Source organism: Cellvibrio fontiphilus (assembly GCF_042646205.1).
GTDB lineage: Bacteria > Pseudomonadota > Gammaproteobacteria > Pseudomonadales > Cellvibrionaceae > Cellvibrio > Cellvibrio fontiphilus_A.
The window spans coordinates 1-22,309 of record NZ_JBHRTF010000016.1 but is presented as its reverse complement, the minus strand read 5'-3'; the positions used below and the strand labels follow the sequence as shown (position 1 = coordinate 22,309).

18 protein-coding genes and 1 riboswitch are annotated in these 22,309 nt (G+C 48.0%); of the genes, 5 read left to right on the top strand and 13 right to left on the bottom strand.

Translation table 11 applies throughout. The features are described from left to right. Positions 1-77: 77 nt before the first annotated feature. The 11 genes from ACFODX_RS16895 to nhaD all read right to left on the bottom strand — a co-directional run bounded on the left by ACFODX_RS16895 (position 78) and on the right by nhaD (position 14,656). Positions 78-998, bottom strand: coding sequence for a hypothetical protein (locus ACFODX_RS16895; protein WP_378121325.1), 921 nt, complete (start codon positions 996-998; stop codon positions 78-80). Positions 999-1,229: 231 nt separating this feature from the next. After that, positions 1,230-3,575, bottom strand: coding sequence for a hypothetical protein (locus tag ACFODX_RS16890; RefSeq protein WP_378121323.1), 2,346 nt, complete (start codon positions 3,573-3,575; stop codon positions 1,230-1,232). 348 nt (positions 3,576-3,923) lie between these two features. Then, the gene (gene parE, locus ACFODX_RS16885; RefSeq protein ID WP_378121321.1) at positions 3,924-5,813 is read right to left on the bottom strand and encodes a DNA topoisomerase IV subunit B; all 1,890 of its coding nucleotides are present in this window, start codon (positions 5,811-5,813) and stop codon (positions 3,924-3,926) included. 54 nt (positions 5,814-5,867) lie between these two features. Next, the gene (locus tag ACFODX_RS16880; protein ID WP_378121320.1) at positions 5,868-6,440 is read right to left on the bottom strand and encodes a YqiA/YcfP family alpha/beta fold hydrolase; all 573 of its coding nucleotides are present in this window, start codon (positions 6,438-6,440) and stop codon (positions 5,868-5,870) included. A 5-nt stretch (positions 6,441-6,445) separates the two neighbouring features. Next, complete coding sequence (gene cpdA / locus ACFODX_RS16875; protein WP_378121318.1) at positions 6,446-7,228, bottom strand: 3',5'-cyclic-AMP phosphodiesterase; 783 nt, start codon at positions 7,226-7,228, stop codon at positions 6,446-6,448. A gap of 253 nt (positions 7,229-7,481) precedes the next feature. Beyond that, positions 7,482-7,973 carry a DUF1249 domain-containing protein gene (locus ACFODX_RS16870; protein ID WP_378121316.1) on the bottom strand — a complete coding sequence of 164 codons (492 nt, stop codon included), beginning with the start codon at positions 7,971-7,973 and terminating at the stop codon, positions 7,482-7,484. A gap of 117 nt (positions 7,974-8,090) precedes the next feature. Beyond that, positions 8,091-8,720 carry an NUDIX domain-containing protein gene (locus ACFODX_RS16865; RefSeq protein ID WP_378121314.1) on the bottom strand — a complete coding sequence of 210 codons (630 nt, stop codon included), beginning with the start codon at positions 8,718-8,720 and terminating at the stop codon, positions 8,091-8,093. A 153-nt stretch (positions 8,721-8,873) separates the two neighbouring features. After that, positions 8,874-10,802: a phosphomethylpyrimidine synthase ThiC gene (gene thiC / locus ACFODX_RS16860; protein WP_378121312.1), complete on the bottom strand. Its 1,929-nt coding sequence runs from the start codon at positions 10,800-10,802 to the stop codon at positions 8,874-8,876. A 13-nt stretch (positions 10,803-10,815) separates the two neighbouring features. After that, a complete protein-coding gene (thiD, locus tag ACFODX_RS16855) occupies positions 10,816-11,643 on the bottom strand; it encodes a bifunctional hydroxymethylpyrimidine kinase/phosphomethylpyrimidine kinase (RefSeq protein WP_378121309.1) in 828 nt (275 codons plus the stop codon). A 104-nt stretch (positions 11,644-11,747) separates the two neighbouring features. Next, positions 11,748-11,857, bottom strand: a riboswitch (TPP riboswitch). Positions 11,858-11,969: 112 nt separating this feature from the next. Beyond that, positions 11,970-13,211: a cation:proton antiporter gene (locus ACFODX_RS16850; RefSeq protein WP_378121307.1), complete on the bottom strand. Its 1,242-nt coding sequence runs from the start codon at positions 13,209-13,211 to the stop codon at positions 11,970-11,972. Positions 13,212-13,390: 179 nt separating this feature from the next. Further along, the gene (gene nhaD, locus ACFODX_RS16845) at positions 13,391-14,656 is read right to left on the bottom strand and encodes a sodium:proton antiporter NhaD (RefSeq protein ID WP_378121305.1); all 1,266 of its coding nucleotides are present in this window, start codon (positions 14,654-14,656) and stop codon (positions 13,391-13,393) included. A 660-nt stretch (positions 14,657-15,316) separates the two neighbouring features. Between nhaD and ACFODX_RS16840 the strand changes: the two genes are divergently transcribed. After that, positions 15,317-16,690 (top strand): TolC family outer membrane protein, encoded by a 1,374-nt coding sequence (locus tag ACFODX_RS16840; protein WP_378121303.1) that lies wholly within the window; start codon positions 15,317-15,319, stop codon positions 16,688-16,690. Positions 16,691-16,797: 107 nt separating this feature from the next. Here ACFODX_RS16840 and waaA read toward each other — a convergent pair whose 3' ends face one another. After that, complete coding sequence (waaA, locus tag ACFODX_RS16835; protein ID WP_378121301.1) at positions 16,798-18,069, bottom strand: lipid IV(A) 3-deoxy-D-manno-octulosonic acid transferase; 1,272 nt, start codon at positions 18,067-18,069, stop codon at positions 16,798-16,800. A gap of 42 nt (positions 18,070-18,111) precedes the next feature. Next, positions 18,112-19,095 (bottom strand): integron integrase, encoded by a 984-nt coding sequence (locus ACFODX_RS16830; RefSeq protein WP_378121299.1) that lies wholly within the window; start codon positions 19,093-19,095, stop codon positions 18,112-18,114. A gap of 155 nt (positions 19,096-19,250) precedes the next feature. On the opposite strand from ACFODX_RS16830, the gene ACFODX_RS16825 reads away from it, so the two are divergent. From ACFODX_RS16825 to ACFODX_RS16810, 4 genes are all read left to right on the top strand, one after another. Further along, entirely contained in the window at positions 19,251-19,769 is a 519-nt protein-coding gene (locus ACFODX_RS16825) for a DUF7079 family protein (protein WP_378121296.1), read from the top strand. 143 nt (positions 19,770-19,912) lie between these two features. Continuing rightward, complete coding sequence (locus ACFODX_RS16820; protein WP_378121294.1) at positions 19,913-20,359, top strand: 5' nucleotidase, NT5C type; 447 nt, start codon at positions 19,913-19,915, stop codon at positions 20,357-20,359. 158 nt (positions 20,360-20,517) lie between these two features. Further along, a complete protein-coding gene (locus tag ACFODX_RS16815) occupies positions 20,518-21,264 on the top strand; it encodes an SDR family oxidoreductase (protein ID WP_378121292.1) in 747 nt (248 codons plus the stop codon). A 552-nt stretch (positions 21,265-21,816) separates the two neighbouring features. Then, a complete protein-coding gene (locus ACFODX_RS16810) occupies positions 21,817-22,113 on the top strand; it encodes a hypothetical protein (protein ID WP_378121290.1) in 297 nt (98 codons plus the stop codon). The last annotated feature ends 196 nt before the right edge of the window (positions 22,114-22,309 follow it).

The following is a 22,309-nucleotide window of genomic DNA, read 5'->3' as shown; positions in this document are numbered from 1 at the left end:
CCTCCCCTTGTCAGGGGGAGGAGTTGGATTCCCTCTCCTTTTGAAGGGGAGGGTCAGGGAGGGGTTCCGTTGGGGAATTATTCCTGATCTTTGGTGAGGCGCAGGTAGGCGCCCAAGCCGACTAATAACGCCACTGCAGCCACCAACATAAAGACGGCGGAGTTGAGATGGGTTGCATCGCCCAGCAGCGATTTGAACATCAGCAACAGGGATTCAATGGACACGGCAATCACAATCGCCGACATAAACCGGCTGATAGTGCGACGGGTTGAACCTGTGTGATGGATGTCTTTGTGCAGTAACACCTCTTCTTCCAAAATCGTTTTGCCCAAATCAAAAATCGCCAAGCCCAGGGTCACTAAAATCACCGACTGGAACGCCTGAGTTGCGGTATTAGTGTGCTCATAGACCATATCAAACAGGGAACTGCCCGCCGAGAACAACAACAGCGCCGAGACCAGCACCAACATCACACCGATGATGCCGTAGACTACTTGAAAAAACGGGTGCACCACACGGCGCAAGCTATCGCCATTTAAAAAAGTGATGAGTTTTTCCAAATTAAAATTAATCACCAAATAACAGGTTTCACCCTTGTTATCGGTAAAACGCTGCACCGCTGAAATTGCCAATTGATGAGTAGCGCTGGAAAGGTAGGGCTGGGTAACTGTGGCGGCTGCTACGTTTTCACTGGCACGGGTGTAATACACCCGATTGCTGCGGTTTGAACCCAAACCCGGCTCGCGCCGTTTTGGATCTGGCACTGTGGGAGACGCGGCAGATTCAGTAATTTGTACGCCTTTGTCATCAATGCAATAGAGCAGCTCAACAAAGGGATAGGATTCATGCAGACGCTTTACTACAGAATTTAAATGCTCGTGGGATGTATCCATTTTTGCTGGCGCCAGCGACGTCACAATAGATTCCAATAGACGTTCAATTTGCGCTTGGTATTCGTCGTATTTTTCTAGCAGGTAAAGATAATTGCGTGGTGTCATAAGAGTTACTCATCAATAGAACGAGGCAGCAAAAAGGCCGGCAGTTTACCTGAAATTGCCACTCCTATCGTGTAGCAGTTAGTGCGCCACTTTTATAAAGCTAATCAATGAATGGGTTAAACCAGATTCATAAACACCCTGTGCTTAAACAGGTCGGGAAAAAATAAACCCCGGCATGCCGGGGTTTACAATCAAACAGATAAAAAGAAAATTAACTTGAACCGCACTGGTTTAATTAGCGGGCAATTCAATATTGCCCGGCGCACCACCACCCACAGAAACATTGCCATTGTTCAATACAAAAGTTACCACTTGGGTTTGCAACTCAGCGGTCACCTGTGGCGCTCCACCTTCAGGTCGCAGCAAAGATGAATGGCCGCCCGCCGTGTGTTTTACATAACCCCGGCCTAACTGGGTTGCCCCAAGCCCCAGCTGGGTAGTGCCCAGCAGCGATGCCATTGCCTGGGTTCCAGCCAAGGGCGCAACGCTGGCACTATTGGGAATGACCGCATCATTATTAATCTGCTGCACCAACACCGGCACTCCCAAGCGTGCCAGGGTTCGCATGTAGTTAACCGGGTCACCGGTATCCACTGCGCTTTGTGCGGCATACATAAAGCGCTCGTAATTGGTGGTGCCCACCATCACCCCGCTCGCGCCTAAACCACCGTTGATAACCGGTGCAAAGGTGGCTGAGTTCACCAGAATTTGCGCCACCTGTGTGCCGGCACCACTGGTGATAAGGCCTCTGATGGGGTTGAGGTTCGCCGTCAGGCCCACTTGCGCATCGCCGGCTATGGCCAACTGGTTCACCGTGGTGAACACACTGCCCAAAATACCGCCCAGCGAAGCACCAACCACATAAACACGGTTCACATCCAACCCGGTAGTCAGGCTTTCGCGCATTTCATCATTCAGATTGCTGAGGCTGGCATTGAGGTTCAACAAATCCATCACCGCTTGGCGATTGTTGTCGCGGGTATTGGTGAGGTAACCGAGGTTAATGAATTGTGCACCGGAACCATCGGTTGCACCGGGGGTTTCAAAATTCATTGGCGCTGGTGCGCCACCAGAACCGGCGACATTGAAGTGACGCTCTTTGGGAGCATTGCTGCCATAAAGCGCACCAAACGGAATCGCTTGGCTTCGCTCCACGTTCAGCACATTAACAAGCGCACTGTTGGCCGGTACGCCATGCAGGGGTAAATCAATCGCGACGGTGGCGATGCAGCGGCTGGCCAGGGTGTGGCCGAGCGCCAGCACCGACGCGCGATCACTGGTAATACCGTGTACATAAATCACCGTGGGGTAGCCGGTGGCGGCGTAAATCTGCCCGCAGTTAGCGGCACCCGCATAACCGGGAACCCAGCTGTCTTGCGGCATGGTGACTTGTAGCGGCACTGACTGGTCACTGGTTTTCGCCGCAAAAGGATAGCGGTAGGTGACGTTGTAACTGCCATCCACATCCATAGGCACAGTCACACCCAAAGCACTTGCGAGGGTTAAATCCGGTTTCCAGCTGCGCTCCAGGTATTCACCAAAGGCTAAACCTTCAGCAGAGGTCTGGTAATACGGCAGCTTGATATAGCCGGTATACAGCTTGCCCACATTCGCCGCGAGTTGAGCGCTAAAGGTATTGAAATCTATCCCCGTTAACGCCGAGACACCCAAACTGCGCGCCTTGGGTGTGGACAACAACCCCAAGGAGTCCAGCTGCGACACATTGGCCACGGCGGTAGCAGGAGGTACACCAGCACTGATTTGCAAACCAGCAATAGCCGCACGTGGCGCTGCCATAGCAACCATCGGTGCCGTTGGGTCGGTGGTGGTGAAGGTGTAGGTCAGTACCAGTTTGTCTTTAGCGGCCGCTGGACTAAGCGCGCCACCGCTAGCAGCGGCCAGGAAGCCACTCGCCAATGTCTCCCAACCAACAATAGCGTTGCGAACAGGCACCAAGGCTTCTAGGGTGGTGTAGTTGGGGTCGCGCAGGGCGTTGTAGGTCCAGGAGCGGGTAAGCGGCGCATTACTGCTATCGCGCAAGTCATTGGTCAAAGCGACCAAATATTTGGTTTTAGGTTTTAAGGGCTTGAGCGGTCTGATGCGCAGTGTGTTGTTGGTGCCACCATCCAAGGACAGTACCTGCACATCGTAGTCGGCTAAACCCGTAATTCCTGTGATGTTGGCCGGATTCAGCGCATCACCAGTGGCACTAAGCTCAATCAAAAATACCGTTTGGGACGCCACCGCACTCGCGGGGTTTACACCACCACTGATCAAAATATCAAAAAAGGCAGATGTGGAAAAACCGTCCAACTGGTTTACCGTTGCGCGCACAGGATCAGTGGGTGCGCCTAAATTCGCCGTACCATCGGTGGTCGCGGCAGCGGCGAATATGAGATCGGTATTGAAGGGTAAGTCCGAAATAATAGGATCAAAACGTGGATGAGTACCGACTGAATAGGCTTCAGGGCCGCTCGGCGGCGGTGCCTTTTCAGTATCACTTCCCCCACAGCCCTGGAGAGTAACAGTGGATAAAACGAGCGTAGACAGCAGGAACAGATGCGATTTATTCTTCATAGTAGATCCCTGAGCAAGACGGTTAGTGCTACCACTCAAGTCTAGACCTATTTTTTGAAGCTGCGAGCCTGTCAATTACAAGACGTTACAAGCGCATCATCCCTGTGATCAAATTCATAAACCGTTTAAGCACGATTGGCTACTGGCAACCAATATTCTTCCAACCTGAAGTTTTGGGGTTATCTATCCCCAAGGTGGCTAATGCGTAATGAACAAGTCGTAATTAAATAATCAGCACACCTTACCTGTAACATGGGAAGCTTATTGGCGGAGGAACAGGCAATCACCCTGCGCAACTGCCCGCTCGAACGATGACTAGCCGGTAAACGCACTTTCTTATTATCCAGATTAGACCGAAATTTCTGCCAGGTTACCTTTTTCCTCCAGCCAGTTTTTACGGTCACCCGCACGCTTTTTCGCCAACATCATATCCATTACCTGATGCGTGCCATCGTCATCGTCGATGGTGAGCTGTACCAAGCGGCGGGTATCGCGCGCCATGGTAGTTTCACGTAGCTGCAATGGGTTCATCTCACCCAAACCTTTAAAACGCTGAACGTTGGGTTTGCCCTTTTTATTTTCTGCAGCAATGCGATTAAGAATGCCGTTTTTTTCGCCTTCATCCAGTGCGTAATAAACTTCTTTGCCAATATCGATGCGATAAAGCGGCGGCATAGCCACAAAAACATGACCACGACGAACCAAAACCGGAAAATGTTTTACAAAGAGTGCACACAACAAGGTAGCAATGTGCAAACCGTCCGAGTCGGCATCCGCCAGAATACAAATTTTGTGATAGCGCAGCTCGCTCAGATCTTCACTGCCGGGGTCCATACCTATGGCGACCGAAATATCGTGCACTTCCTGGCTCGCTAAAATCTCACCGGAATCTACTTCCCAAGTATTCAGGATTTTTCCACGCAGCGGCATGATGGCTTGGAATTCGCGGTCGCGCGCTTGTTTTGCTGAGCCACCCGCCGAGTCACCCTCTACCAAAAATAATTCACTGCGAGCCGGGTCGCCGCTGGAGCAGTCGGCTAATTTGCCTGGCAACGCCGGGCCCTGGGTCACACGTTTGCGCTCAATTTTTTTACTGGCGCGCACACGTTTTTGCGCATTGCTAATACAAAACTCTGCAAGTTTATCGCCATCTTCTGTGTGCTGATTGAGCCACAGTGCAAACGCATCTTTCGCAATACCGGAGACAAACGCCGCCGCTTCACGCGAGGTTAAACGCTCTTTGGTTTGGCCGGAAAATTGTGGGTCGGCGTGTTTGTAGGAGAGCACATAACAACAGGCATTCCACAAATCTTCCGGCGCGAGTTTGATGCCACGCGGAATTAAATTGCGGAACTCACAGTAATCGCGCAGTGCATCCAACAAACCTGTGCGCAAACCATTCACATGGGTGCCGCCCTGCGCGGTGGGAATCAGGTTCACATAAGATTCCTGCACCAATTCGCCGCCATCCATAAGCCACTGCACTGCCCAGCTCACAGCTTCTGTTTGACCGCTGAAATCGCCCACAAAAGGTTGCTCTGGCAGGGTTAACCATTCCTGGGTGGCACCGGCAAGGTAATCTTTTAAACCATCTTCGTAATACCAAACATCTTTTTCGCCCGTCGATTCATCGAGAAAGGTCACCGTCAAACCAGGGCACAACACCGCCTTGGCACGCAGCACATGGCGCATGCGCGTTACGGAAAATTTGGGTGAATCAAAATAGCTGGGGTTTGGTAAAAAATGAACACTGGTGCCAGTCTGACGCTTGGGGCAGGTGTCGATAATTTCCAGGTCACTGGCTTTATCGCCATTGGCAAAACCCATTTGGTAAACATTGCCATCGCGCTTGACGGTAACAATTAATTTTTCCGACAGCGCGTTTACTACCGACACCCCCACACCGTGCAAACCACCGGAGAATTGGTAATTTTTATTGGAGAATTTCCCACCGGCATGGAGCGTACACAAAATAACTTCTACACCGGGTTTGCCCTGTTCAGGGTGAATATCCACCGGCATGCCGCGGCCATCGTCAATGACAGTAACGGAATGATCTTTATGCAAAATAACATCAATGGTTTTCGCGTGGCCGGCGAGTGCCTCATCCACCGAGTTGTCGATAATTTCCTGCGCCAAGTGATTTGGGCGCGTCGTTTCGGTATACATACCGGGGCGTTTTTTTACCGGGTCTAATCCCGTGAGTACTTCAATATCTTCTGCGGAATAATTAGCCATTTTATTTTCAATTTACCGAATGGTTTAAATAAGGCTGGGCCATGCAATAAAGGCCTAGTGATTAAAGAAGCTTAGGCAATCTGCAAAAAAACGCTCAAAACCCTGGAACGCATGATCGCCCCCTGCTTCGATAGTTTGTTTGCAGCCTGCATATTTTTTTACCGCTTGGCGATAATCGAGCGTTTCATCACCCGTTTGCACCAACAGCCAATAATTAGTCAGGCGCGTGGGTTGCACATCGACCGCAATAATTTCATCGATATGCTGCACCGTTAGGCGGTAGCTATGATCGGTGTGATAACTTTTCAGGTCAACCTCTAAATAGGCCGGCATAAAGTCCTGCGGGCGCACCGCCGGATTAATCAGGACTGCGCGCAAATCATATTTTTCCGCGAGCCAGGTTGCCCAAAATCCGCCCAGCGAACTGCCCATTAAATAGACTGGCCCAGGCAGAAGCGACTCGACTAATCCCTCCAGTATAGTTTGGGTTTCGGCTGGGTAAGGCGGCAGCTGTGGACAATAGAAATTGATTTCAGGATGGTAGCGCGCGAGCCATTGGGCTGTTTGCTGCGCCTTAAAAGAGAGTGGAGAACTTAAAAACCCATGGATATAAACCAGTGACGCCACGGGAATTAATAGCCTGCAGATTTGTAGTCAATCACGTATTGTTTATTGGTAACCCGCGTAATTCCCGTACTAAAGCTGCCGTTGTCGTTCAACTCAAACCAGCGATAGCCAGGCATTTGGGTGTCTACCGTAAAGTTGTCGCAACCAGGTTTAAATTGCACGCAGGTTGATGGTGTCGCCAACAGTGCCACACCTTTGCGCTGCTGCTGAAATTCCTGATGAACATGCCCCCAGGTCACCACTTTAACTTGCGGATGTAGGTCTATCAGACCAAATAATGCTTCAGCATTGCGTACTATGTATTGATCAATCCAGGCACTACCCACCTGTACCGGCTGATGGTGCAAGCAGACAATCACATGTTTATCGCGGTATTTTTCCAGTGCGTGCTCAAGAAAATCCAACTCGCTGGCAGCTAATTGGCCATACACCTGACCGGGCACACTGGAGTCCAACAAGACCAACAGCCAACTGCCCAGTACTACCAGCCGGCTCTGAATACCCAAGCGATCTTGATTCAGCGCCATCAACTCGGCCGAATCGTGATTGCCCGGTAGCCAACTTAACGGCTGGGAGAAATAGCGACGAATGGTATTTTCAAAACGCTGGTAACACGCAGCGTGGGCTTCGCTGGCAACATCGCCGGTGCACAATAGATGATCAAAACCGGGTTCTGACGTCTTAATAAGCTGTAAAACGTCATCAAGACTCTGGTCAGTATTAAGCCCCAAGAGGGTTTCGCTCTGCTGCGCACCCAAATGGCAATCGGTTATCTGAATCAGACGCACTGGCGGCTCTCATCCTTTGATAGTCGGGTTTAGTAGTTGGTTGGGTTATTTTTGTGGTTAACCTTGCAACAATTTGGCCGCTTGAACGATGACTGAAGCGTCAAATCAATTGCGATGTTATCACCAACAATATACGCAAGGGAGTTACTGCACCAGCATCAAAACAGAAAAATGAGGTATTCAGAGGCCAAGAAGTGTAAAACCTGAATATTGATGTGATCCAGTCGACATTCCATTCAAATGTCGATGCGTTCTATTTGAATCTCAATGGCAGACCCGATGCCTGTCCCTGCTCCAGGCAGAGACTCAACCACTCCCCCAAAAATCGGTTGAGCTGGTACTTCTCATCGCTTTGATACATAGATTGATTAGGATAATCGTAGCGCGGACGCAAGCGCTTGTGCCCTTCCCAAGCAAGCACCTCGGCAAGCTTGGCATCGTGATACATACGCAGGGTCAGTTTGGGCATAGTGAGCCATTCCGAGCCTCCACCTACAACCGTTCGGCTGAGTTCCAGTGTGGTGGTATAAGGTGAACGCTCGGTAATTTTAAGTAGATGCAACCATTGCTGTTGGCCGCGCGCCACCATAAAGCGAATCTCATCACCGGGGTTCTGCGCAACTAATTTGCATAACCGCAGGTAGTTGGCTTCGCACTCTGCCATTTGCAAAGGTAAATCGACCTTATAACGCTCTTTGTAAGTGACGTATTCGGGCTGGGCCTTGGCAACACGCAATGTGAACATAGATACCTGAATGAAAAGAAACTGCGAGGAAATTGTCAGCTGTTTTTCGCAAGTGATTCAACAGCAGTCATCAGAAGTGTTAGTCACTGCCTGCACTAAGTCAATGCTTTAAAAAATTTATTCTCCCGCCACTTGCAAACGCAAACGCAAACGATCGCGATTCATTTGCAACCATTGCAGACAAATTAGCGCCGCTGCGTTATTAAACGCACCGTTTAATAACTCCGCAAACACATCATCAGCAGCGAGCAGATGCACTCGTATATCCTCACCTTCTTCCGGCAAACCATAGACACCACCGGCTTGACTCAGGTCGCAAAGGCCGCAATATAAATGTAATTTTTCATCGCAGCCGCCAGGGCTGGATAAATAATTGCAAATGTATTCCATCGCATAGGGAGTTACATTTGCCTCTTCCATTAGCTCGCGTCGCGCCACCTCCTCCGGTGACTCACCCGGCTCCAACATTCCTGCAACCACTTCGTAACACCAAGGGCCATTGGGTTCATCCAAGGCACCAATACGAAATTGCTCGACTAAACCGATCAGATCCAGCTTGGGGTCATAGAGCACAACCGCAACCGCTTCGCCGCGCACAAATAATTCACGGCCAATTTCTTTGCCCCAGCCACCCTCAAATAATTTGTGGCGCAAGAAAATTTTCTCTACGCGAAAAAAACGTTTGTACATTTCTTCCCGGCGAATAATTTCTACATCGGCGCGAGTAAATTCAGGTTTTTTGATCATAATTTTGTGCGTAATAAATGAATAAAAAATTACCCCTCCCCTGCCCTCCCCTTACCAGGGGAGGGAGATTTAGCTAAACCACTTACCAAGGAAAAAGGCTTGATTAGCTCCTCCCCCTGACAAGGGGGAGGCCGGGAGGGGGTACTGTTTGCGTTAAACTTTGTGATAAATCTCTGCGCCTGCTTCCAAAAATTCTTTGGATTTTTGTTTCATCTCGGCCTCGACATCAATCATTTTAATAATGTCCTGATCGCCAATCACAGAAATATCCGTGCCGTTTTTAGCGGCGTAGTCGCGCACTTCTTGGGTGATTTTCATGGAGCAAAATTTAGGCCCGCACATAGAACAGAAGTGAGCTACCTTGGCGGATTCTTTAGGTAGAGTTTCATCGTGATAAGCGCGAGCGGTATCCGGATCCAGGCCCAAATTAAATTGATCTTCCCAGCGGAATTCAAAACGTGCTTTGGACAGTGCGTTATCGCGCAGCTGTGCCCCCGGATGGCCCTTGGCCAAATCCGCTGCATGCGCCGCGATTTTGTAGGTAATGATGCCTTCTTTTACATCGTCTTTGTTGGGCAGACCCAAGTGTTCTTTTGGCGTCACGTAACAGAGCATGGCGCAACCGTACCAGCCAATCATCGCCGCACCGATACCGGAAGTAATGTGGTCGTAACCTGGTGCTATATCGGTAGTTAATGGGCCAAGCGTATAAAAGGGAGCTTCGTCACAAACCTCTAATTGTTTTTCCATGTTTTCTTTAATCATGTGCATAGGCACATGGCCTGGGCCTTCAATCATGCATTGCACATCGTGCTTCCAGGCAATTTTGGTGAGTTCACCCAGGGTTTCCAACTCGCCGAATTGCGCTTCGTCATTAGCGTCAGCAATGGAGCCGGGGCGCAGACCATCGCCCAGAGAAAAGCTGACGTCGTAAGCCTTCATGATTTCGCAAATTTCCTCAAAGTGGGTGTAGAGGAAATTTTCTTTGTGATGCGCCAAACACCATTTGGCCATAATAGAACCACCGCGCGAAACAATACCGGTGACACGTTTAGCCGTGAGCGGCACATAGCGCAATAACACACCGGCGTGGATGGTAAAATAATCCACACCCTGCTCTGCCTGCTCGATCAACGTATCGCGGAAAATTTCCCAAGTTAAATTTTCTGCAATGCCGTCTACTTTTTCCAAGGCTTGATAAATAGGAACAGTGCCAATCGGTACGTGCGAATTGCGAATAATCCACTCGCGGGTTTCGTGAATATTTTTACCAGTGGATAAATCCATCACCGTATCAGCGCCCCAGCGTGCACCCCAGGTAAGTTTTTCTACTTCTTCTTCAATGGAAGAACCCAGTGCAGAGTTGCCGATATTGCCGTTAATTTTCACCAAAAAATTACGGCCAATAATCATCGGCTCTAATTCCGGGTGATTGATGTTAGCCGGAATAATCGCACGGCCGCGCGCGACTTCAGCGCGCACAAATTCCGGCGTAATTTCATCGGGAATGCTGGCACCAAAACTCATGCCCTTGTGCTGCTGCCCCAGGTTTTTATATTCAGGCAGCTCACCCAATTCACGCGCCTGTGCCAGCGCCATGTTTTCGCGGATGGCGATGTATTCCATTTCCGGTGTGATGATGCCTTTTTTGGCGTAGTGCATTTGCGACACGTTCATGCCCGGTTTGGCACGGCGCGGTTTGCGCGTGAGGTTAAAGCGCAAGTGCGCAAGTTTGGGGTCATTCAACCGCTCGTTGGTAAACTGTGAGTGGCTGTCCTCCAGAATTTCTGTGTCATTGCGCTCTTCAATCCATGCTGTGCGCACATCGCCCAAACCGGTGCGCAAATCAATTTTTACATTCGGGTCAGTGTAGGGACCGGAAGTGTCATAGACACGCACCGGTGGATTTTTTTCGCCGCCAAAATCCGTTGGCGTATCAGCCAAGGTGATTTCACGCATAGGCACGCGAATATCCGGGCGCGAGCCCTGTACATAAATTTTTTGCGAACCGGTAAAAGGTTGTACCGAGGCTTTATCCACCTCGGCAGATTGACTCAGAATTTTTTCGACGCTGGTATTCATGGTGTCCTCGGTATTAATAAAATTTATAAAAATGATGAACAGGACCTGCACCCTGCCCTATGTGTAATTTTTCAGCATTCAGTAACGCTTGCTGCAAATAATTTTTTGCTTGTTGAACGGATTCACTGAGTGAATATTGTTTGGCTAAACCGGCAGCAATAGCAGATGCCAAAGTGCAGCCAGTGCCATGGGTATTTTTGGTTGCCAAACGCGGCGCTGAAAACGCTTTAACTCCTGCCATTGTGATCAGCAAATCAGTAGCAGACTCACCTTCACCGTGCCCTCCTTTCATCAGCACAGCCTTGGCACCCAGCGCGAGAATTTGCTCGCCTTGTAATTGCATTTGCTCTACATCCGTCGCAATAGGGGTCCCCAACAATACCGCCGCCTCATGCAGATTGGGGGTCACCAAAGTCGCCAGTGGAAGTAATTTTTCGATAAGTGTTTGAATAGCATCTTCTGCCAATAAACGATCACCACTGGTGGCAACCATTACCGGGTCCAATACCAACGGAATCTGCGGATAAGCAGTCAGGGTTTCAGCAACAGCAGCGATAATATCAGCCCTTGCCAACATGCCGGTTTTTATTGCGGACACATGAATGTCGCTTAACACTGAAGTGATTTGCTGCTGCACAAACATCGGCGGAATCGGTAAAACACCTTGCACACCTTGGGTATTTTGAGCCGTCAAAGATGCTATAGCACTGGTGCCATAGACACCGAGCGCTGAAAAGGTTTTTAAATCGGCCTGAATACCCGCACCGCCACCGCTATCACTGCCAGCAATGGTAAGCGCGATGGGAGTTAACTCGGCAGGACTTTGCAGTGGGTGATTCATTGACATTCCGCGATAGATGAATATTGAGTCAAGGCGCGGAGAGGAGAGAGGGAAACCGGGTCACTGTTGGTGCACCTCTTGGGGGCAGCAACAGCGATGATGCAACATGGAAGGCTCTCGTTCCCTACGCCGGTACTAACCGGATCAGGTCGGCGGGTATATCTCAGCTGTATTGCTGGCTTATCGCCTACAAGCAGCACCCCGACAAGAAAAACCGCAGTCTATTGAACTTGGAGAAGGGAGTAAAGGAACCTTTTGGATTAAGCGCAGGGCTGCTTCAGGGTCAAGCCCTCGTGTAATCACGAGGGCTTGCAGCAAGAGTAGGGCTACTCTGATTTTTCTTGCGACTTCAACAATCCAAGCTTGCCGGCAAGCAAGGCAGTTGTAGGTGCCTGAATCAAAATGGTGCCCAGAATAAAGATAAAGGTAATCGCGCCTACCACATCAATACCGGGCACTTTCATGCCCGCCAAAATACCCACCAAAGCCGCCGGGATCACACCGGTTTCGCGCGTCCAGCTCATAAATACCAATTCTTTCCAGGTCCATTTAGCGCGACGATCTGGCCCGGCACAGATGAATACCGTGAGCGGACGAGCGATGAATATAAAGATAAATAGCAGCGCCAAACCAACGCCCAGGTATTCTTTTAACAGATGGAAATCCACCTGCGAGCCAAGCAGGATAAAAATAAACATGCGCATCAAGAGTGCGGTATTTCCTACGTAATCCTCCAAGTATTCATGTTCGTGGTGATCGAGCGGTAAATTAAAAGTCTCTTTGTTTCCGATCATCACACCGCAAGTAAACACCGCCATAAATCCGGACGCGCCAATTTTATCCGCCAGCAAATACACGGTAATCACCGCCAGAATAATTACGAAAGGGGTAACCTCGCGGAAAATACCAAAGCTGTTGTGTGCCATCAAAAACGCTGCGCTATAACCAACTATGGCACCAAGCACCAACCCCATGCCGGCCTCATAAGCCAGCTCACCGAGCGAATGCGTAAGGCTAAAACCCTCGCCTGTACCCATAACATAAGCGACTACCGCAAAAGTAGCAATTGCACCCATAGCATCGTTGAGCGCTGATTCGCTCATTACGGTCTGGGACACACGGTCTTTAATTGGAACCTGTTTAAAAATAGGCACCAGGGTTGCGGGGTCAGTGGATGCAGTCAATGCCCCCAGCACTAATGCAATCCCTATGGGTATTCCAAGCCACACACCGGCATAGGTAATAATCGCACCGGTAATCAAAACACCGAAAGTGGCAATAACGGTAAGAGAAATCCAGATTTCTTTCAGCACCGCAAAACGCAAAGTTGCCCCACCTTCAAACAACAAATAGCAAGCACCAATGGTCAGAATTAACTGATTCATGGTGGAGTCGGCAGGCACGTGCAAAATGCCGCCAATAGTAGGCCCCAAGCCTATTCCGATGAGCAAAAACAGGACTATATCGGGGACTTTAATCTTTTTGGCAATTACGCCCCCCAACAGCCCGGTAAAAATAATGATCCCGACATACATGAGATCGAGTTTGGCTATCTCTAATGACGACATGAACAAGCTCCACAGATGGTTAAAAAGTGTTAATAAATAAAAATGCGTGGATACTGACAGCTAACAGCCAAAAACTTTATAAATTGTGTGTAAATTCAAGTTTATGGGCGCTTTTATGTTTTGCTGGCCATAAAAAAACCGGAGCTATTGCCCCGGTTTTTTATCATCACCATTCACGGTCAGACGCTATGGCCAAAGAGCGATGTTGCTATTAAGAGTGCGACTATATAGCCAACGGTGTAAGCGATAAGCACTAAAGGCGTGTAGCGCAAATAGGCACCAAAAGTCAGACCTTTCACTTTGCTCATTGCAATGATACCGGCAGCTGAACCAATCGCGAGCAGAGAACCACCAACACCCACACCATAGGTCAACGCCAACCATTCAGAAGTGGGCAGCACCGGCTCAGACTTCAACAAAGCGGCGGTGAGCGGCACGTTATCGATGAGCGCCGAGAACAATCCCATCAAATAGTTAGCATATTGTGGGGCAAGCTGAGCGTAGAAATTGGTCAACAAATCCAGGGTGCCAATTTCTTTGAGCATGCCTACTAATAGCAATATGCCGAGGAAGAACAACAGGGTTTCGTATTCGATCTGACGCACGTACTCCAGAATACGAATTTCATGTGGATCCATATCCATAAAGTGGCCGATAAAGAACATGATAGAAAGGCCAGTTAAAAAGGTAAGCACCGGCGGCACACCAAAAAAGAAATTGAACAACATGGTGCAAAGAATGGTGGAGAAAAAGGTACCTACAATCGCCCAGTCCATTCCAGTGAAGACTTTTGTATCTTTCTCGATGGTGACATGACCGGAAATACCGGGAAACATAAGCAAGGCCAGCACCATCACACCAGCAATTGCCGGCAACCAGAGCACAAGTAATTGCGGCATAGTGACGTGGCCAGAGAGGAAAATCATCAGTGTAGTTACATCACCGGTGATCAAGGCTACACCACCGGAATTCACAGCAAATACCACCAACACAGCCAGTTTTATACGGGTGCGCTTATCAACATCAAATGCATGCACCAAACCAAGTGTCACCAAAGTTGCTGTCACGTTGTCGCACACCATGGAAAGCATCATCGCAAATAATGCAACCAACAACATCAAGTTACGCAAGCTCATCTGTGCCGGACACAAGCGCTGCACCACAGACTGCACAATTCCCTTGGCATTCAGGTAAGCCACAAAGGTCATGGTGGCCATCAAAAACAACCAGAGCGTGGCAATCTCCAGGAGGTTGTGATTCAACTTCTCCAGCATTACCTCTTGCTGCTCGTGGCCGCCCGCAAACATAAACATAACCAACCAGGACAAACTGCCAAAAAACAGTGTCGTTTTCGCTTTGTTGATATGGATCACCTCTTCCAATACCACCCCTAACAGGGCGAGTACGGCGAAGATCACCAATACAATTTCAATGGACATAGTCATAAAAGACCCTTTTGGTAGTGAAAAAACCGGTGGCAACGCATCTATTTGGCAAAAACACTTCGTATTTCATGGCGCTGTTGCTGGCCTGCAACTGGCAAGCCGGCAACGCCGCTCTTAATGACGACATAAAGGTAGATTGCAGCCTGACTGTATCAGTCTGACTCTATATAGAAGGGGCAAATGAACCCGGCGCGATGCAAATGGGCGCGCATGATAAAAGTTGGCTCAGGGGGAAGCAATCAAGCCTAACGAAAAAGCTGCCAATTCCTGAGAAAATTCGTTATTCGACACAAAAGTTGACCCCGCCCCGAAAGCCGGATTTCTACAATTTTAGTTCGCCTGAATCCAACTGCAGGTTTATTGCATCTAAAAAGTCACCATGGAGCGTAGAGTCGCGGGAAGGGCTTTTTAGCGTTAGCTATCAAAGGTATGGAAAGGTAAACACCGGGAGCTAGCTTACATTTGTAACTTCCGGCGGTAAGCGAGACGTTTTACCCTTTTTAACTACTGAACCCTTGTTCATTTCTCGACCCCACGGCGGCAAGCAGCTACACTCCTGCGACTTGCCACGATGCACCCACACCCGTTTTGATTCAAGCCAACCGGCACAATACAGCGGGTGTTGAACTGGAATTTCTAACCTGGACTTTGGAAACCCCTATGAAAAAGACCAAGCTCTACCTGCTCGTCAGCCTGTTTTCGCTGACGCCATTTACGGCTAATGCCAATAGCCTGTTAGATGTCTACGAACTTGCACTACAGAATGATGCGCAATTAAAAGCAGACAAAGCCAAATATGAAGCTGGTGTGGAAAATCGCACCATTGCGCGCGCCAACCTATTGCCACAAATCAATGCCAATGCACAGATTTCCAATTCCGATATTGAAACAACAGACAATCTGACCAATACCAGCCTCAAAAACGATACCGACAGCCAAAGTTGGGAAGTCTCCTTGAGCCAGCCGCTGTTCAATATGTCTTACTGGTACAACTACAAGCAGGGTGCAAAACTCAGCGAGCAGGCTGAAGCCCAATATGGCGCAGATCAGCAAAGCCTCATTGTGCGTGTTGCCGAAGCCTACTTTAATGTGCTGCGCTCAGTTGAAACCCTGGAAGCAACTATTGCGGAAGAAAAAGCCCTCGCCAAGCAACTTGAGCAAACCAAACAACGTTTTGATGTGGGCCTGACCGCCATTACCGAGGTGCATGAAGCCCAGGCTGCATTTGACAGTGCACGCGCCGCGACCCTGGTTGCACGCGGCAACCTGAGCATCAACTATGAAGCATTGGAAGTATTGACCGGTAAGCCAGAAGATCAGGTTGCACCGCTCTCGCCCAAATTTCCCGTGGTAGCACCCGTCCCCGCCAACCGCGCAGACTGGGTAGAGTTCTCCCTGAAAAACAACTACAACCTGAAAGCGTCAAAACTGCAGGCTGATGCTTCGCTGCAAAATGCCAGGGCAAACAAATCCGGCCATCTGCCGACACTGGGCGCTAACCTGGGTTATTCCGATAGCGATACCGACAGCGACAACGGCAGTCAAATCGGTGGCCCAAGCGATATCAGCAGAAATGGCACTACCGTTTCACTGCGCCTTGATGTACCTATTTATAGTGGCGGCGCCACATCGGGCCGCACGCGTCAGGCTTATGCGCAATACACTCAGGCACAGGAACTTTACAACAGCACCCAGCGCAACGTAATTCAAAACGCCCGAGCGCTTCACCTGTCAGTAGAAACGGATGTTGCCAACGTGCAGGCACGTAAACAGGCCATAGTCTCCAGCCAGTCAGCTCTGGAAGCCACTCAATCAGGTTACGAAGTTGGTACACGCAACCTGGTAGAAGTGTTACTTGCACAGCGCAACCTTTATCAGGCTCGCCGTAATTACTCTGATGCGCTTTATACCTACGTTATCAATACCATCAAACTACGTGAAGTGGCCGGTATGCTGACCCCAGCTGATGTGCAGGAAATTGATAAGTGGTTATTGGACGATGCGCTGGTGAGCCGCAGCCAATACGAAAACTAATTACTTTTTTATTCGCCAAATGAAAAATGCCAAGCCGACATACCGGCTTGGCATTTTTTATTTCCGTCATTGATACAAAAACCAACCAATAACCACCGCCCACAAAGCTACAAGAATTTACTGATGTGCTCGCAGGTTTTTGCCAAGGCGCCGCGATTTTCTCGCGCCACACGCAACGCCGCCGAACCTCTGCGCTCACGCTCATCGGCATTCTCTAACAACACCTGAAAGGCTTGTGCCAATTGCGCAGCAGATCCCACTGTAACAAGAGCTCCAGCCTCGCTCATTAACTGTGCCACCTCCGCAAAATTAAAAAGATGTTCACCACTCAATAAAGGCAAACCCCAAGCCGCTGGCTCAATAAAATTATGCCCGCCGTTTGGCACCAGGCTCCCGCCCACAAAGGCGATATCGCTCGCACCAAACATCAACAACAATTCACCCATGGTATTACCCAGCAAAATATCTGCAGAATCAGACCAATGCCCCTCACTGCGCCGCATCACCTGAAAACCACGCGCTGAGCACAGCTGCCCTACTCGCTCAAAACGCTCGGGGTGACGAGGCACCAGAATCAGAACCGTTGATTGAGTCTCACCTGCGCGAGCACGCAAGTGTGTAAAGGCATCCAGAATAATTTCATCTTCACCTTGGTGAGTGCTTGCGGCAATCAAGATTAATCGCCGCCCATTTGATGATAATTGTTGCTTTAACGCACCAGCGCGCTGACGCAAATCGTCGGTGAGTGATAAATCAAATTTAATATTCCCCGTCACAACAGCTTTTTCAGCTGGCAACCCAAGGGCAACAAAACGATTAGCATCAACTGAATTTTGAATTAATGCGGTGGACAAGTTGCCCAACATCGGCGCGGTTAAACCAGAGAAGCGGGCATAACCTCGGGCGGATCGCTCCGATAGGCGCCCATTGATTAGCAGCGATGGAATAGCACGTTTAGCGCAGGCGGCCAGCGTGTTGGGCCAAAGCTCTGTCTCCATCACCAAATACAGTGAAGGCTTGATGCGTGACAAAAACCGATTGATTGCATCCGGCACATCGTAAGGTGCATAAACATGAAATACCGAATCACCCAAGGTAGTGCGCACTCGCTCCGAACCTGTTGGGGTAGTAGTTGTAATAACTAACAACAGGCGCTCATCCGATTGCAACTGCTTGATTAACGGCAGTGCCGCCAAAAACTCACCCACAGAAACGGTATGCAACCAAACAACTTTTTTATCCGTCTGTAACGGCGAAAAAATACCAAATCGCTCAGCCCAGCGCCGGGCATAAGCTGGGGCGGCAAAAGAGCGCCATAACAGGCGCAGTAAAATAACGGGAAGCAGCGAATAAAAAATAACGGTGTACATTAAACGCATAAAAGTGTCCGAACATCAGCAGAGCCACAAGAATAGCAAAGATCACAGCCCTCCCAAAAGCCTCAGCCTGTCCAATGGACTATTAACCCCAGAAAAATGCTGACCCAAAACATGCGTGTAAATCTGGGTAGTTTTGACATCATTATGACCGAGCAACTCTTGCACATTTCGAATATCACAACCAGCTTGAAGCAAATGCGTTGCAAATGAGTGACGAAAACTGTGGCAAGTAACGCGCTTACGATCAATACCCGCTGCGACTACGGCTTGCTGTAATGCCTTACGCGCAACCGAATCATGCAGATGATGCCGACACAACTGATGCGTGACTGGCTGTTCAGAATAACTAACCGACGGAAAAATATACATCCATGCCGGCGAACGAAAAGCGTTTGGAAATTTTTTTGCTAATTGATGAGGCAATGACGGGCCAATACCACGCTGATTATCCTCTCTTTGTAACTCAAGAGAGCGCTCGATTAATTCACTTAACTGCGGCACCAATGATTTCCCCAAAAGAGTTTGCCTGTCCTTATTACCTTTAGCATCGCGCACACAGATAGAACCCTGGGAAAAATCAATATCTTGAACTCGCAAACGTAAACATTCAGTAATGCGTAATCCGCCCGCATACAACAACTCGAAAATCAGTCGGTTTCGCCCCTGCATCTGCGCAAAAATTAGCAATATCTCCTCCTGGCTCAAAACGACAGGCAAATGCCGCTGCTTAACAGCGAGGGTAAAACCCAAGTCACCCAACTCTTGTTTGAGAATTTTTGCATACAAAAACACAAGCGCATTCAGAGCGACCTTCTGGGTATTCACAGCGACATTTTGTTTAACCGCAAGCCAGGTCAAAAATGCCTTAACTTCAACAGCTGCCATTTCCGCTGGATGCCGTTTTTGATGAAACAAAATAAATTGCTTAATCCAATAAATGTAGCTTTTTTCCGTGCGAATGCTGTACCCCCTCAGCCGAATCTCACCTCTAACCATTTCCAAAAATGGACTTGATAATGACACCATAAAAAAACTCCTTTTTTGAATACTATTGGTTATATATACAGTATATTATTAGCCACTCCCAAGAAATGCGCAAATCCACTCTTTACGTTGCGCAATATCCACCTTTCAAATTTATTAAATACCCACTATATTCAACTACTTAACTGGGCGGACGCGTGAAATTTTCTATTACGCACCGCTACAAACAAGCATGCACACTTACACCCCACACTGCTAAAAAAGATCCCATCAAAAGCTCATATGCTTCAATGGGTTACTATCTTTTTAAGATATCAGCAAGAGGAGGAATAACACGCATGCGCGGTATACAAATGTTAGGCATCTTAAAAATGAACACCGAAGAACGACTTAAAATATGGCGATCCTTGTCAGATCTATTTTTGGATACCGAAATAGAAGATTCAACATTTAAGTATATTGCGCGTACTGTTTCTGAAAGTGAGTTTTCTTTATCTGAAGTCGAAGATATTCTTTGGTACGAAGTTTATCCCGTTCTAGAAAGTAATCTGCGAAGTGTTTCGGGTGTGTGGGAAGGCTGGTCGGATGCTTGGCTGCTTCAAAATCTACCGGCTGCGGTTCGACCAACAGCCATACATGGAGAACCTTCCATAATAAAAGAAATAAAACGTTGCTGGTTTTTAGTGGCTGAAGCGTATGCAAAAGAAAAGGCCTAACAAAGTGGTCAAACACCGTTCCGCTTCTCTCCACTGGACAGAATTTAAGTCGCGGCTTTGTGGTTTTGCTGCGCAAAAGTATTCCACAAAGCCACAACTTAAATTCTGCCGTTTACCACGGCGTTAAGCAAAGAAGGAAAGTAATGATTATTTATATAGATATGGATGATGTCCTTTGTGACTTTTCTGGGGAGCATAAAAGAGCTTTGGAGAAAAACCCTCGTATGGCAATCCCACAGTCTCAATATGGTTTCTATCAAAAATTAACCCCATTAGAGGGAGCAATAGAAACAGTCAAAGCACTCTATAATTCAAACGAATATACTCCCTATATTCTGACAGCTCCTTCAACGAGAAATCCATTTTCCTACACCGAAAAGAGAGTGTGGATCGAAGAAAAATTTGGTTATAGCTTTGTGGAACGTTTAATTATTTGTTCTAATAAGGGACTTCTTAAAGGAGATATTTTGATTGATGACAATAATTCGGGGCGTGGTCAAGAGCACTTCGAAGGAAGGCTAATTCATTTTGGTAGTCCTCAGTTTCCAAACTGGGAATCTGTTAGAAACGAACTCAATATAAATGCTTAACAAGGCGTTGCAGCATCGTTCCGCTTCGCTCCACTCCACTGGACAGCTTTTAAGTCGCGTCTTTGTGGTTTTGCTGCGCAAAAGTATTCCACAAAGCCGCAACTTAAAATCTGCCGCTGAACTTAACGTTATGCGTAGCAAGTATTGGAGACCATAATATGGAAAAAGTTTTATTGGTTACTGGTTCTAGCTCGGGTATTGGAGCTGCAGTTGCTGAAATGGCGGCAGCTTCCGGTTACTCTGTTTGCATCAATTATCGAAACAACACTCAAAAAGCAGAAGAGTTAAAAGAATCCATAAGTATTCATGGTGCGCGTGTTATTACGGTTAAAGCTGATATAAGCACAGAGTCTGGCGTGCTTCATTTGTTTAATGAAATTGACACAAGGTTAGGTAGAATAACTCACTTGGTAAACAATGCAGGAGTTATAGCTCCAATTAAACGTTTTGAAGAAACTTCATTAGAAAAACTGCATGAAATATTTTCAATTAATGTTTATGGCAGCTTTCTATGCGCCCGTGAAGCTGTTAAGCGAATGAGCACAAAAAATGGTGGTAGCGGTGGAGTAATAGTGAATCTATCATCGGTTGCTTCTAGGCTCGGGTCGCCAAATGAATTTATTGACTATGCAGCATCTAAAGGTGCTATTGACACATTTACAATTGGTTTATCTAAAGAAGTTGCGGAATATGGTATTCGCGTAAATGCAGTAAGGCCTGGTCTAATTCAAACGGAAATGCATTCACATGCAGGTGACGCTGAACGTCCTGAAAAGTTGAAAAACTTTATTCCAATTAAGCGGGCGGGAACATCAAATGAAGTTGCAAACTCTATTATGTGGTTGCTGAGTGAGTCTGCTAGTTATGTCACAGGTGCGCTGCTAGACGTTTCCGGTGGCCGTTAATCTGCATAACAAGTCGTTGCAGCACCAGTCGCTACGCTCCTTGGACAGTTTTTAAGTCGCAGTTTTATGGTTTTGCTGCGCAAAAGTATCCCATAAAACCACAACTTAAAAACTGCCGCTGAACTCGGCGTTGTAAGGTAATATTTTAGTTTTGTCATCGCACTTGGTGAGTGTCATGAAGAAATGCGGTTGCAGTTTCTAGTACATCACCTGCCGTCCGGTCTAACCTCTGGTCGAGTGCTGAAAGTTCACGTAGGTTGCACTGCTGTGCTAAATTCGCCGCAGTGTTAACCGAAGTTGAAATGGAATTACAGTGAATCGCGCTCGGCTACAGCCCCATCACGTCCGCGCGCTGAAATTTTAGGTCGGCGCGGTTTTCGTAAGAGTTTTCGCGCTGTAGCTACACCTAACGTCCTGCTTACAACCAGTCGTTTAATACGCGCACTTCGTGCGCTGGGACAATTTGTAAGTTGCGCGTTTGGGCTTTAGTTACGGAAAGCTTATCGCAAGCGCAACTTACAAACTGCCCATTAACTAAGCGTTAGGCAAAGCATGAAAGAACAGAATCGTGAATTCAATATTGTAAAAACAGGAACGTTTTTATATAACGAAATTGTTGAGTGCGACATCCGAATAATTTATAGCAAAGTACGGTACGGCACAGGTGACTATGAAGATTCGCCAGAGTTTGCTAATGACTCAGTACAGGACACTTATTATTTGGAGTATGGTTCAACAACTCAACGCGGTGTTTATAATGCTGGCAGCGCTGGTTTTTCATCAATTGAAGAAGCAAAAAAAGAAGCAGAATCCGCTGTTGGTTTTGGGCATACTGTGAAATGGAAATAGGTTTAACCTATTTGCACTAAGGTTAATGGCTAGGTTCGTTTATTATTATTTTAAAAGAAGTTCTAATCAGAATATGTGCAATTAAATTAATGCCTAACAAGCGACTGTGGTAGAAAATCAATACCTGAAACGCAAATTTAGTTAGCCTGCCACTCGCAGTTATCCCGCACCATAGCGTTTAAAATCGTCATCATTT

What these genes read in the sequence shown, in the direction of transcription:
- ACFODX_RS16810 (WP_378121290.1), top strand. Translation starts at nt 21,817, where the DNA reads ATGAAAGAACAGAATCGTGAATTCAATATTGTAAAAACAGGAACGTTT.
- thiD (WP_378121309.1), bottom strand. Translation starts at nt 11,643, where the DNA reads ATGAATCACCCACTGCAAAGTCCTGCCGAGTTAACTCCCATCGCGCTT.
- waaA (WP_378121301.1), bottom strand. Translation starts at nt 18,069, where the DNA reads ATGCGTTTAATGTACACCGTTATTTTTTATTCGCTGCTTCCCGTTATT.
- ACFODX_RS16830 (WP_378121299.1), bottom strand. Translation starts at nt 19,095, where the DNA reads ATGGTGTCATTATCAAGTCCATTTTTGGAAATGGTTAGAGGTGAGATT.
- ACFODX_RS16890 (WP_378121323.1), bottom strand. Translation starts at nt 3,575, where the DNA reads ATGAAGAATAAATCGCATCTGTTCCTGCTGTCTACGCTCGTTTTATCC.
- ACFODX_RS16815 (WP_378121292.1), top strand. Translation starts at nt 20,518, where the DNA reads ATGGAAAAAGTTTTATTGGTTACTGGTTCTAGCTCGGGTATTGGAGCT.
- ACFODX_RS16840 (WP_378121303.1), top strand. Translation starts at nt 15,317, where the DNA reads ATGAAAAAGACCAAGCTCTACCTGCTCGTCAGCCTGTTTTCGCTGACG.
- ACFODX_RS16865 (WP_378121314.1), bottom strand. Translation starts at nt 8,720, where the DNA reads ATGATCAAAAAACCTGAATTTACTCGCGCCGATGTAGAAATTATTCGC.
- ACFODX_RS16870 (WP_378121316.1), bottom strand. Translation starts at nt 7,973, where the DNA reads ATGTTCACATTGCGTGTTGCCAAGGCCCAGCCCGAATACGTCACTTAC.
- ACFODX_RS16820 (WP_378121294.1), top strand. Translation starts at nt 19,913, where the DNA reads ATGATTATTTATATAGATATGGATGATGTCCTTTGTGACTTTTCTGGG.
- parE (WP_378121321.1), bottom strand. Translation starts at nt 5,813, where the DNA reads ATGGCTAATTATTCCGCAGAAGATATTGAAGTACTCACGGGATTAGAC.
- ACFODX_RS16850 (WP_378121307.1), bottom strand. Translation starts at nt 13,211, where the DNA reads ATGTCGTCATTAGAGATAGCCAAACTCGATCTCATGTATGTCGGGATC.
- nhaD (WP_378121305.1), bottom strand. Translation starts at nt 14,656, where the DNA reads ATGACTATGTCCATTGAAATTGTATTGGTGATCTTCGCCGTACTCGCC.
- ACFODX_RS16895 (WP_378121325.1), bottom strand. Translation starts at nt 998, where the DNA reads ATGACACCACGCAATTATCTTTACCTGCTAGAAAAATACGACGAATAC.
- thiC (WP_378121312.1), bottom strand. Translation starts at nt 10,802, where the DNA reads ATGAATACCAGCGTCGAAAAAATTCTGAGTCAATCTGCCGAGGTGGAT.